This is a genomic window from Burkholderia sp. RF7-non_BP4 (genome assembly GCF_001521935.1).
Classification (GTDB): Bacteria; Pseudomonadota; Gammaproteobacteria; order Burkholderiales; family Burkholderiaceae; genus Burkholderia; species Burkholderia diffusa.
The window spans coordinates 128,034-140,205 of sequence record NZ_LOTA01000076.1; the positions used below are offsets into that span (position 1 = coordinate 128,034).

The following is a 12,172-nucleotide window of genomic DNA, read 5'->3' on the forward strand; positions in this document are numbered from 1 at the left end:
ATCGGCCGATGGTAGAGGAGAACGCACACGCGAAGATTTTGAAGTCGCAACGTTTACATCGATGCGGCTCGATGCGAGTGGCATGGCCGCATCGACGCGGCGTGACCGTCGGCGGGCGGTCGGCGTCGGACCGGATCAGCGCGCGATCGCGGACGGCGGCGCGTCGTCGCCGTGGTGCGGCGCGGCCGAACCCCACGCTGCAAGCTCGCGCTTCGTGCGCACACCGAGCTTCGCGAACGCGCGCTTCACGTACGACTCGGCCGACGCGACCCGCACGCCGAGGATGTCGGCGGTTTCCGGCACGGTCTTGCCGGAGATCAGATGCTTGCAGGTTTCGTATTCGCGCTTCGACAGCTTCACGCCGTCGGCCGCGATCCGCGCATCGAACTGCGCGAGCGGATGCACTTCGGGCATCGGATGCGCGACGCGTCGCGCGGCGGTGGTCGACGCATGCAGCTCGAGCAGCGGGAACAGCATGTCGCTGATGCTGCGAAAGCGGTTCATCTCGGCGAGCGTGAACGGCGGGCGATCGCGGCCGCGTTCCAGCGCGATCGAATGCTGCGCGTAGCGGGTGCCGCGCGCGAGCACGCATTCGTGGCCGATATGCACGTCGTCGAACAGCCGCTGGCGGAATTCGCCGGGCGGAATCGCTGCGATATCGCGCACGACCAGCATCGTGCCCGTCTTGCCGCGCAGCCCCGCGAACAACGGGTCGCTGTCGAGAAAGCGCTCGTAGTAGAGCGTCATCACGTCGGAGATTTCGGCGGTCGCGGTGCCGATGCCGCTGCTGCCGATCCATTCGCAGCGGTAGCCGGTGGGCATCGTGCCGTCGACGCGCGAGCGTTCGACGTGCGCGACGTCGAGCGGCACCACGTCGTTCAGCAATTGCGTGAGACGCGGCACGAAGTGCGGCGTGCCGACCGTCTCGATCAGCTCGCCCAGCGCCTTGAACGACACGTTGAAGCGGTCGGTGTCGCGGTGGAAGGGGTTCACGTTGAGCAGCATGCGGTTCCCCGGTGAAAAGCGGCGGCGATTTTAGCGGTGGAAGCCGAAAACGTCATTAGGGGGAAATACGGTACGGAGTCCTGCGGCCCCGCGCGCAGCGGAAAACGCGGCTTGTCCCCCCCGAAGGGGGGCATACCGAGGCAGTGTAAATGAGTAACTTCGTCTCTGCTTTTTCAATCAAGAGACGAAAGATTCAGATGACCAAACTGATCAAGGACATCCTGCCACTCGGCGCAGGCATTGGCGAATTCACGAAGCTCGACTTCGGGATGGACGAAAGCGACTGGCGCGCGGCCGAAGGCAAGAGCGGCGGCTACCTCATCGGCTGGTGGGAGGGCAAGGTCGGCTCGGTGGCGTTCCCGGAAACGGCGGCGGACGAGGCGGTGTGGCTCGTCGAGGGCCGCATCGCGCTGACCGACATGGAAGGCAACCGCAAGGAATTCACGCCGGGCCAGGGTTACCTGCTGCCGGCCGGTTTCGCGGGCCGCTGGGAGACGATCGAGGACGCGAAGAAATTCTACGTGCTGCTCGAGAAGTCGTGATGCGAGCGACCGCCGCCGAGGTGTCGTCGTCGGATCGACGCGCGCCCGGCGGCGGTTGCGTTTTCGATCGACCGCAAGCGAAGCCCGTCGCGCGCTTGCCGACGGCATACATCGCGACTTGCGGTGCATGCGCCGCGAATCGCCATCGGCGGAACAACCGATGACATCGGCGAATTCGGCACGCCGCGCACGCTCGGCACGCGCGGCACGCGCGGGCCGCGATCACGTGGGATGGCTGGAATCATGGAAATGGAAGTCAACGAAGCAACGCAAGCCGCACCGGCGCACGCGCACGACGCGCGTCGCGCGCCGGTTGCGCTGAGCGCCGCCGAGGCGCTCGCGAATACGAAGCTGTTCCCGTACTGGCTCGACAACCCGGCCGCACCGGCCGCCGAGCCGGAACTCGTCGGCGACGCGACGGCCGATCTGCTGATCGTCGGCGGCGGCTTCACGGGGCTGTGGGCGGCCGTGCAGGCGAAGGAGCAGATGCCGCACCTGAGCGTGGTGCTGATCGAGGCCGGCAAGGTCGCGCACGGCGCATCGGGCCGCGCGGGCGGGATCATCTCGACATCGGTGATGCACGGGCTGCCGAACGCGGTGCGCGTGTTCCCGAACGACATCGCGCAACTCGAGGCATTCGGCCATCACAACCTCGACGGCTTCGAGGAAACGCTGAAGCGCTACGGCATCGACGCCGACATCGAGTGGAACGGCGAGATGACGGTGGCGGTCGACCCCGAGCACATCGCGCACCTGAAGGGCGACTACGACCTGCATCGCGAATACGGCCACGACGTCGTGCTGCTCGATCGCGACGAAACGCTCGGGCAACTGAATTCGCCGCTGTTCGCCGGCGCGTTGTGGTCGCGCAATCGCAGCGGCATCGTGCATCCGGCGAAGCTCGCGTGGGGGCTCAAGCGCGCGGCGCTGTCGCTCGGCGTGAAGCTGTACGAACACACGCCGCTCACGACGGTCACCGACGAAGGCGACACGGTCTACGTGAAGACGCCGAGGGGCAGCGTGCGCGCGCCGCGCGTCGTGTTCGGCAGCGGCACGGCGAAGGTCGGCATTCCCGACATCAATCGCCGCGTGATGCAGGTGCGCGATCACGTGCTCGCGACCGAGCCGCTCACCGACGAACAGCTCGCGCGGATCGGCTGGAAGAATCGCCAGGGCGTGTACGACACGCGCACGCAGCTGAACTATTTCCGGCTGACGAAGAACAACAACATCATCTTCGGCGGGCTGGTCAGCTATCACTTCGACGGCGATCCCGAGCCGCACCAGGACGGCGAGCGGCAAACCTACTACCGGCTCGCGGAGGCGTTCCATCGCACGTTCCCGCAACTCGCCGACGTGCGCTTCTCGCACGCATGGGGCGGCCCGATCGACTACTGCTCGCGCGGCTCGGTGTTCGCGAAGCGCTATCTCGGCGACAAGGCGGTGTTCGTCGCCGGCTACACGGGTTTCGGCGTCGCGGCGAGCCGGTTCGGCGCGTTCATGGGGCTGAACATCCTGTTCGATCGAGACAGCCCGGAACGCAAGCTCGACATCGCGAACCAGAGCCCGAGCTACATCCCGCCCGAGCCGATGCGCTGGGTCGCCGCGAAGATCACGTTCCATGCGTTCGACGGCGCGGATGCCGAAGGCGGCTGGAAGCGCGCGTGGATCAACGGGATCAAGGCGATGGGCTTCCCGATGTAAGCGGCGCGCGGTGTCCGCGAGCGACGCGTATGGCGCGTGCCGTTGCCGATGGCGGCGCGCGTCCGGCAAGGTTCATCGGCGAAGACGGCCGGTGTCGCGCCGGCCCGACAACGCGCTCAGGCGCAGCGGCTCGAAGCATGTTTTCGAATACCACCGATCTCGATCTCCGGCTCATCCGGGTCTTTCTCGCCGTCGTCGACGCACGCGGCATCACGGCCGCAGAGGCCTCGCTCGGCGTGCGGCAGTCGACGATCAGCACGCAGCTGTCCGCGCTGGAAGCGCGCGTCGGTTTCAAGCTGTGCGATCGCGGCCGCGGCGGGTTTCGGCTGACGTCGAAGGGCGAACGCTTCGCGGCCACGGCACGCACGCTCGTCGCGGCGACGTCCGAGTTCGTCGCGCGCGTGCGCGACATCGACCGCAAGCTGGTCGGCACGCTGTCGATCGGCCTGATCGGGCAGGCGCCGCTCGTCGAGAACGCGCGCCTGGCCGATGCCATCGGCGCGTTCCGCAAGCGCGACCAGGCCGTCACGTTCTCGATGAAGGTCGCGTCGCCGCAGGAACTCGAGGAAAGCCTCGTCAACAACCAGCTCGATCTCGCGATCGGGTATTTCTGGCATCGCGTGCCGGGGCTCGACTACACGCCGTTGTTTACCGAGGAGCAGGTGATCTACTGCGGGCGCGGCCATCCGCTGTTTCATGCGTCACGGCCGGTGTCGGCCGACGACCTGCAGGCGCACGACTGGGTATGGCGCACCTATCCGGTGCCGGAGGAGCAGTATCCGCTGCCGGAGCGGCGCGTGACCGCGAGCGCGGACAGCATCGAGGCCGCGACGATCCTGATCCTGTCGGGCGGCCATCTCGGCTATCTGCCCGCGCATTACGCGGAGCCGTTCGAGCAGCGCGGGCTCGTGAAGGCCATCGGCCGCACGACCTTCAGTTTCGACGTGCCGCTGCATCTCGCGATGAAGCGCAGCGCGAGCGACAAGCCGATCGTCGACGCGTTCTGCGAGGATTTGCTGCGCGCGTTCAACATCAAGGCGATCGCGCTGGCCGCGTAGCGCGGGGCCTGCTCAGGCGTCGATGCGTTCGACGCGCGCCGTGACGGTGTCGTCGACGTTGAACGTGCGCAGCGGCGGCGAAGCATCTGGAATCGCGAAGCGCGTGTCATGAGCGAAGCGCGAACGCGTGAGATGCGGACGAGTGCCGGGCGGGCCGGGTCACGTGCTTGCGCTGTCGTCGCGATACCCGCTCTTGCCGTCGAAGATTTCCTTGAGCGCGGCACGCAGCACGACCGGATCGTGCTCGCCGGGCGCGAGATGAATCACGTAATGCGTGTTGCCGTCGAGCCGCGCGGCGGTGCGCTCGTCGAGTTCGACTTCGATCGTGTCGCCCGTGAGGCGCACCGTCAGATCTTTCACGTGCGCGGTGAGCTGGTCGAGCACCATCACCTCGATCGACGTTTCCTCCGGAAAGCGCAGCAGCGAGAAGCAATAATTCTGCTCCGCGTCGTGGCAATAGATGTTCGCGCAGCTTTCGTCGTCGTCGATGTCGGACGTCGCCGCGCCGACGGTGGCATGTAGTTCCATGATGTTTCTCTCGATGTGGGGTTATCGGGGCAGCGCGGTTTCCGCTTCGACCTCGCAATGCGCATCGCGCGCCTTCAGCCACAGCCCGAACTCGCGCATGACCTCGACGACGGGCCGCAGCCGGTCGCTGAAGCGCTTCGGCCCGTCGAGCAAGTACGACACGAGCAGCCGCCGCCAGCGGCCGCCGAGCAGGCGCATCGCCGCTTCCACGGAACATCCTGTCGCACTCGTTTTCATCGTGCTGAACCCTGGTCGGTAACTTTTTTGTGACTACGGCACAAACGACTGCCTTCTTCTCGGCGCCGCGCCGATGCGAGATATTAGCGCCCGCGTCGCGGCGAATCGAGAGGCAGGTGCTGGCCGCGGACGGCCCGGCACGCTAGTGCGTCGCCGGCAACCGCGCGGAGGAAGCGACGCCGCATACGTCGTCGCGCCACACCGCGGATCGCGGCGCTATAATCGCGGGCATGAAACTGCTTCGAACCTTCATCCTGCTGCTGCTCTGCGCGGTGCTGCCCATCAGCGGGCTGGCAGCGAGCGGCCTGACCGGTGAATGTCCGATGCAGTACACGATGTCGATGGACGCGAACGCGGCCATGGCCATGCCCACCGACATGAGCGACTGCGATTCGATGAAGGCGTCGCCCACCGACACCACGAAGGCCAAAGCGAAAAGCATGGCCTGCAAGGTGACCGCCCAGTGCCAGTTCGGCAGTCTCTATCACCCGGCCGCCCGCGCCGACGTCAGCCGTCCCGCTGCACTCGCCAGCACGATCGTCTTCCACTACACGCGGTCCGTCCCGATCCGCGACCCGAACGGGTTGTGGCGTCCTCCCCGCATCAGCTGATCCCGATTTGACCGGTTCGCCGCCGAGGCGGTGAGGTTCGTCCTGTGCTCAGGACGTGGAATCCATTCGGATTCCGATCTGGGGTTACACCATGTCATTCGATTTCTGCACGCCGCGCATGCGGCGTGCGTATCGGCGCGCGCCCGTATTGTGGGCCGCGCTGCTGACGGCGGGTGCCGTCCAGGCGCAGCAGTCGCCCGTCACGCTGGACGCCGCGCTGCAGTCCGCCACCGAACATTCCGCGTCGATGCAGGCCGCGCAGGCGTCGGTACACGCGCGGCTCGAAGCGGCCGCCCGGGCCGGCCAGTTGCCGGACCCGATGCTCAAGGCCGGCATCGACAACCTGCCGGTCAACGGCGGGCAGCGCTTCACCGTCGGCCAGGACTTCATGACGATGCGCCGCATCGGCATCGAGCAGGAATGGGTATCCGCCGACAAGCGGCGACTGCGCTCGGCGCTGGCCGACGAGCAGGTCGGCCGCGAACGCGCGGACTATCTCGTGCAGCTTGCGACGGTGCGCCAGCGGACCGCGGCGGCCTGGCTCGATGCCGTCTACGCGAAGCAGGCGCTCGCGCTTCGACAGGCGCTGCTCGATCACATGCGGCATGAGCTCGATGCGACGCAGGCGTCGTATCGCGGCGCGAAGGCGAGCGCGGGCGAGGTCGTCCAGGCACGCGCGATGCTGGCGCAGACGCAGGATCAGGTGCTCGACGCGCGGCAGGCGTATCGCACCGCGCTCATCGCGCTCGGCCGCTGGACGGCCGTGCCCGTCGCGGACGTGACGGGCACGCCCCCCGCGCCCGAATCCTTCGTGTCGTCGCTGCCGCCGGACGAACTGCGCGTGTCGCAACCGGCGCTCGTCGCCGCGGCGGACGACATCGCGGTCGCCGAGGCCGAAACCGCGGTGGCGAACAGCGAGCGCAGCCCGAACTGGACGTGGGAGATCGCGTACCAGCAGCGCGGCGGCGCGTATTCGAACATGGTGTCCGTCGGCGTCACGATCCCGTTGCCGCTCAACCGCAAGAACCGGCAGAACCGCGACGTCGCCGAAAAGGCCGCGCTCGCGACGAAGGCGCGCCTGATGTACGAGGACACGCTACGCCAGGTGCAGGCCGATATCCGCACGCAATCCGAAACGCTGGCCAGCGGCCGCGAACGCATCGCGAATCTGCGCGAAGCGCTGTTGCCCGCCGCCGAGCAGCGCGTGCAGCTCGCCACGGCCGCCTACCGTGCCGGCGCCGGTTCGCTCGCCGATACGTTCGCTGCCCGGCGCGCGCAACTGGACGCGCGGTTGCAGGTGCTCGATCTCGATCGCGACGTGTCGCGAATCTGGGCGCAGCTCGAATATCAGGTCGTGCCGTCGGCGATGGTCGCCGCGCAGTGAAGGAGAACCTCATGACGAAGCAATCACTGGCGCGCGTGGCGACGCTGGCCGTTGCCGGCGCGGCGCTGCTCGGCGCGGGGTATGTCGCGGGCATGCGCCATGCAGCGGGTGGCGCGGGAACGACGGCGGCCATGCCCGATCCGCAGGCGGGACGCAAGGTGCTGTACTGGCACGACCCGATGGTGCCGAACCAGCATTTCGACAAGCCGGGGAAATCGCCGTTCATGGACATGCAACTGCAGCCCGTCTATGCGGATGAAGCCGGTGGCGCACCGGGCATCCGGATCGATCCGGGCCTGCAGCAGAACCTCGGCATCCGCTATGCAGTCGTGCGCCGCCAGCAGACGGCGGACGGCTTCGATGCGGTGGGCACGACGCAATTCGACGAATCGCGCGCGGACGTCGTGCAGTCGCGCGTCACCGGCTACATCGACCGGCTTTACGCACGGACGCCGATGCAGCGCATCGAGAAGGGCGCGCCGATCGCATCGCTGTTCGTGCCGGAATGGCTCGCGCCGCAGGAGGAATATCTCGCGCTCAAGCGGGGCGGGATGGACGGCACGCTGCTCGATGCGTCCCGCGCACGGATGCGTGCGCTGTCGATACCCGACGCGATGATCGCCGCGCTCGATCGCACCGGCCGCGCGCAGACGCACGTCGTGCTGAGCGCGCCGGAAACCGGCGTCGTCAGCGAGCTGAACGTGCGGGACGGCGCGATGGTCGCGCCGGGGCAGACGCTCGCGAAGATCGCCGGGCTGGCGACGCTCTGGCTCGTCGTCGAGGTGCCGGAAGCGCTCGCGCTGAACGTGCAGCCGGGAATGTCGGTCGACGCAACCTTCGCGGGCGACCCGGCACGGCACTTCACCGGCCGCATCCGCGAAGTGCTGCCCGGTATCAGCACGGGCAGCCGCACGCTGCAGGCGCGCGTGGCGATCGACAATGCGGCGCTCGAGCTGACGCCCGGCATGCTGATGCGCGTACACGTCGCGGCGCGCAAGACGATGTCGCGCCTGCTGGTGCCGTCCGAATCGGTGATCGCGACCGGCACGCGCTCGATCGTCATCGTGAAGAACGGCGACGGCCGTCTGCAGCCGGTGTCGGTGACGGTGGGCAACGACATCGGCGGCGACACGGAAGTGCTCGACGGATTGCACGAAGGTGACACGGTGGTGGCATCAGGGCAGTTCCTGATCGATTCGGAAGCGAGCCTGAAAAGCGTGTTGCCGCGGCTGGCGCGCGCGGCCGGCGCCAGCGCGTCCGCCGCGTCCGCCGCGACCCCTCCGGTGTACGAAACGATCGGCAAGGTCGAGAGGGTGACCGACGACGACATCACGTTCTCGCATCAGCCGGTGCCGGCGCTCGGCTGGGGCGCGATGACGATGGCGTTCGGCAAGCCGTCGGCGCACGCGTTCGCGGACGTGAAGGTCGGCCAGACCGTGCGTTTCGCGTTCGAGCAGACCGATGACGGTTATCGACTGACGAAGGTCGAGCCGCAGGGAGGCGCACGATGATCGCGCACGTGATTCGCTGGTCCGTCCGCAACCGCTTCCTGGTGCTGCTCACCACCGTGCTGATCGCGGCATGGGGCGTTCATTCGCTGCGGCAGACGCCGCTCGACGCGCTGCCCGACCTGTCGGACACGCAGGTGATCGTGAAGGCGTCGTATCCGGGCAAGGCGCCGCAGGTCGTCGAGGACCAGGTCACCTATCCGCTGACGACCACGCTGCTCGGCGTGCCGGGCGCGAAAACCGTTCGCGCGTACTCGTCGTTCGGCGACGCGTTCGTCTATGTGCTGTTCGACGACCATACCGACCCGTACTGGGCGCGTTCGCGCGTGCTCGAATACCTGAGCCAGGTGCAGAGCCGCCTGCCCGCCGGCGCGACCGTGTCGCTCGGGCCGGATGCGACCGGTGTCGGCTGGGTGTACGAGTATGCGCTCGTCGACCGCACCGGCCGTCACGACCTCGGGCAACTGCGCGCGCTCAACGACTGGTTCCTGAAATTCGAGCTGAAAGCCGTGCCGGACGTATCGGAAGTGGCGAGCATCGGCGGCATGGTGCGCCAGTACCAGGTCGTGCTCGACCCGGACAGGCTGCGCGCGTACGGGATCACGCAGGCGGCGGTCGCGGACGCGCTCGGCAAGGCGAACCAGGCATCGGGCGGATCGGTCGTCGAGCTGGCCGAGTCGGAGTACATGGTGCGTTCGTCCGGCTACCTGCGCACGCTCGACGACTTCCGGCACGTGGTGCTGCGCACCGACGACGCCGGCACGCCGGTGCTACTCGGCGACGTCGCGCGCATCCAGATCGGCCCGGCGATGCGGCGCGGGATCGCGGAGCTGAACGGGCAGGGCGAGGTGGCGGGCGACGTCGTCGTGATGCGGTCGGGCAAGAACGCGCTGACGACGATCGATGCGGTGAAGGCGAAGCTTGCCGATCTGAAGCGTTCGCTGCCGCCCGGCGTCGACGTCGTCACGACCTACGACCGCTCGCAACTGATCGAGCGCGCGGTGGACAACCTCAGGGACAAGCTGATCGAGGAGTTCGTGATCGTCGGGATCGTCTGCGCGGTGTTCCTGTTCCACCTGCGCAGCGCATTCGTCGCGATCCTGTCGCTGCCGCTCGGCGTGCTCGCCGCGTTCATCGTGATGCGTCATCAGGGCGTGAACGCGAACCTGATGTCGCTGGGCGGCATCGCGATCGCGATCGGCGCGATGATCGATGCGGCGATCGTGATGATCGAGAACGCGCACAAGCATCTCGAGGCATACGACCATGCGCATCCCGGTGAGCCGATCACGGCCGCGCGCCGCTGGGAGCTGGTCGCGACATCGGCCGCGGAGGTCGGGCCGGCACTGTTCTTCTCGCTGCTGATCATCACGCTGTCGTTCATTCCGGTGTTTTCGCTCGAAGGGCAGGAAGGCAAGCTGTTCGCGCCGCTCGCGTTCACGAAGACCTACACGATCGCCGCCGCGGCCGGGTTGTCGGTGACGCTGGTGCCGGTGCTGATGGGGTATCTCGTGCGCGGCCGCATTCCGCCCGAGCACGCGAATCCGATCAACCGCGTGCTCATCCGCGTGTACCGGCCGCTGCTCGAAGCGACGCTGCGGCGCCCGTGGTTCGCGATCGGCGTCGCGATCGTCGCGCTGTTGCTGACCGTCGTGCCGTTGTCGCGGCTCGGCGGCGAGTTCATGCCGCCGCTCGACGAAGGCGACCTGCTGTACATGCCGACCGCGCTGCCGGGCATCTCGGCCGACAAGGCGGGTGAACTGCTGCAGCAGACCGACCGGTTGATCAAGACCGTGCCCGAGGTCGACACGGTGTTCGGCAAGTCGGGGCGCGCGGATACGGCGACGGATCCCGCGCCGCTCGAGATGTTCGAAACCACGATCCGCTTCAAGCCGCGCAGCGCATGGCGGCCGGGGATGACGCCGGAGAAGCTCGTCGACGAACTCGACCGGACGGTGAAGGTGCCGGGCCTGTCGAACGTGTGGGTGCCGCCGATCCGCAACCGGCTCGACATGTTGTCCACCGGCATCAAGACGCCGGTCGGCGTGAAGATTTCCGGGCCGGACCTGACGGGAATCGACGCGATCGCGACGCAGGTCGAGGCGGCAGTGAAGCGCGTGCCGGGCGTCACGTCCGCGCTCGCGGAACGGCTGAACGGCGGCCGCTACATCGACGTCGACGTCGACCGGCTCCCCGCCGCGCGCTACGGGCTGTCGGTGGCCGACGTCCAGGCGGTCGTGTCGTCGGCGGTGGGCGGCGAGGATGTCGGCGAAGTGATCGCGGGGCGCGAGCGCTTCCCGATCAACATCCGCTATCCGCGCGAGATCCGCGATTCGCTCGAGAACCTGCGGCAACTGCCGGTCGTCACCGCGCGCGGCGCGCAGATCCGCCTCGGCGACGTCGCGCGCATCGCGATCGCCGACGGGCCGCCGATGATCCGCAGCGAGAACGCGCGGCTGTCCGGCTACGTGTACGTCGACCTGCGCGGCACCGACTTGCGCACGGCGGTTCGCGCGATGCAGCAGGCGGTCGCGCAACGGGTCGCGTTGCCACCCGGCTATTCGATCGCGTGGTCGGGGCAGTTCGAGTATCTCGAACGCGCGGCGGCGACGCTGCGCACCGTGGTGCCCCTGACGCTCGTCGTGATCTTCGTGCTGCTGTTCGTCACGTTCCGCTCGGCGGCCGATGCGCTGCTGCTGATGTCGACGGTGCCGTTCGCGCTGGTCGGCGGCTTCTGGCTCGTCTGGGCGTTGGGCCATGCGGTGTCGGTCGCGACATCGGTGGGCTTCATCGCGCTGGCGGGCGTGGCCGCCGAGTTCGGCGTCGTGATGCTGCTGTACCTGAAGGGCGCGCTGCAGCGCCGCCTGGATGCCGGCGCGCCGCTGACCGATGCGGTGCTGCTCGACGCGATTCGCGAAGGCGCGGTGCTGCGCGTGCGGCCGAAAGCGATGACGGTCGCCGTCGTGCTGGCCGGCCTCGTGCCGATCATGGTCGGACACGGCGCCGGCTCCGAAGTGATGCAGCGTATCGCTGCGCCGATGGTCGGCGGCATGGTCACCGCGCCTTTGCTGTCGATGTTCGTCATTCCCGCCGCATGGCTTCTGCTTCAGCGCCGTCGCGCGCGAGGCGCGAGCCGTCAGCGGCAGTCCGATGCAGTTCCTCACGGCATGAACGTGCCATCCACCCCAACCGGAGAATCTCGATGAAGATGAATCAATTGATCGCCACCGCCGCCGCCGTTTTCGCCGCCGGCGCGTTCGCCGTACCCGCATTGGCCGCGGGCGACATGTCGGGCATGGACATGTCCGGCATGAAGATGTCGGCGGGTGCCGCAGCCGAATCGAATGCCGTGCTGACCGATGCCGAGGTGAAGAAGATCGACCTCGCGAGCGGCAAGATCACGCTGAAGCACGGCGCGCTCGAGAACGTCGGGATGCCGCCGATGACGATGGCGTTCAAGGCGAAGGACGCGGCCATGCTCGCCGAGGTTCACGCGGGCGACAAGGTGAAGGTCCGCGTCGAGAACGTCAACGGCACGCTGACGATCGTCAAGCTCGTGAAGGTGTCGTAAGCGCGGGAAGGCGGGCGGCATGGC

At 67.9% G+C, this 12,172-nt stretch carries 11 protein-coding genes; 8 read left to right on the forward strand and 3 right to left on the reverse strand.

What is annotated here, in order from left to right; translation table 11 throughout:
* Window positions 1-135 precede the first annotated feature (135 nt).
* Entirely contained in the window at window positions 136-1,005 is an 870-nt protein-coding gene (locus WS49_RS23450) for a helix-turn-helix transcriptional regulator (RefSeq protein ID WP_059533742.1), read from the reverse strand.
* 197 nt (window positions 1,006-1,202) lie between these two features.
* Between WS49_RS23450 and WS49_RS23455 the strand changes: the two genes are divergently transcribed.
* The 3 genes from WS49_RS23455 to WS49_RS23465 all read left to right on the forward strand — a co-directional run bounded on the left by WS49_RS23455 (window position 1,203) and on the right by WS49_RS23465 (window position 4,309).
* A complete protein-coding gene (locus WS49_RS23455) occupies window positions 1,203-1,547 on the forward strand; it encodes a cupin domain-containing protein (protein WP_059533744.1) in 345 nt (114 codons plus the stop codon).
* Between the two features lie 243 nt (window positions 1,548-1,790).
* The gene (locus WS49_RS23460; RefSeq protein ID WP_059533807.1) at window positions 1,791-3,251 is read left to right on the forward strand and encodes an NAD(P)/FAD-dependent oxidoreductase; all 1,461 of its coding nucleotides are present in this window, start codon (window positions 1,791-1,793) and stop codon (window positions 3,249-3,251) included.
* Window positions 3,252-3,388: 137 nt separating this feature from the next.
* Complete coding sequence (locus WS49_RS23465; protein WP_059533746.1) at window positions 3,389-4,309, forward strand: LysR family transcriptional regulator; 921 nt, start codon at window positions 3,389-3,391, stop codon at window positions 4,307-4,309.
* Between the two features lie 159 nt (window positions 4,310-4,468).
* Here the strand turns inward: WS49_RS23465 and WS49_RS23470 are convergent, their stop codons facing one another.
* Both WS49_RS23470 and WS49_RS23475 read right to left on the reverse strand, forming a co-directional pair.
* Window positions 4,469-4,837, reverse strand: a complete 369-nt coding sequence (locus tag WS49_RS23470; protein WP_059533748.1) for a hypothetical protein — start codon at window positions 4,835-4,837, stop codon at window positions 4,469-4,471.
* Window positions 4,838-4,858: 21 nt separating this feature from the next.
* Window positions 4,859-5,047 carry a hypothetical protein gene (locus WS49_RS23475; protein WP_257127775.1) on the reverse strand — a complete coding sequence of 63 codons (189 nt, stop codon included), beginning with the start codon at window positions 5,045-5,047 and terminating at the stop codon, window positions 4,859-4,861.
* A 257-nt stretch (window positions 5,048-5,304) separates the two neighbouring features.
* Between WS49_RS23475 and WS49_RS23480 the strand changes: the two genes are divergently transcribed.
* The 5 genes from WS49_RS23480 (at window position 5,305) to WS49_RS23500 (ending at window position 12,148) form a co-directional block, all read left to right on the forward strand.
* Window positions 5,305-5,685 (forward strand): hypothetical protein, encoded by a 381-nt coding sequence (locus WS49_RS23480; protein WP_059533752.1) that lies wholly within the window; start codon window positions 5,305-5,307, stop codon window positions 5,683-5,685.
* Window positions 5,686-5,776: 91 nt separating this feature from the next.
* Complete coding sequence (locus tag WS49_RS23485; RefSeq protein WP_059533754.1) at window positions 5,777-7,069, forward strand: TolC family protein; 1,293 nt, start codon at window positions 5,777-5,779, stop codon at window positions 7,067-7,069.
* A gap of 11 nt (window positions 7,070-7,080) precedes the next feature.
* A complete protein-coding gene (locus WS49_RS23490; protein ID WP_059533809.1) occupies window positions 7,081-8,580 on the forward strand; it encodes an efflux RND transporter periplasmic adaptor subunit in 1,500 nt (499 codons plus the stop codon).
* Complete coding sequence (locus WS49_RS23495; protein WP_059533756.1) at window positions 8,577-11,783, forward strand: efflux RND transporter permease subunit; 3,207 nt, start codon at window positions 8,577-8,579, stop codon at window positions 11,781-11,783. The genes WS49_RS23490 and WS49_RS23495 overlap by 4 nt, the downstream gene beginning before the upstream one ends.
* On the forward strand, window positions 11,780-12,148 hold the full coding sequence (locus WS49_RS23500; RefSeq protein ID WP_059533758.1) for a copper-binding protein: 369 nt from the start codon (window positions 11,780-11,782) through the stop codon (window positions 12,146-12,148). The genes WS49_RS23495 and WS49_RS23500 overlap by 4 nt, the downstream gene beginning before the upstream one ends.
* Window positions 12,149-12,172: the final 24 nt, after the last annotated feature.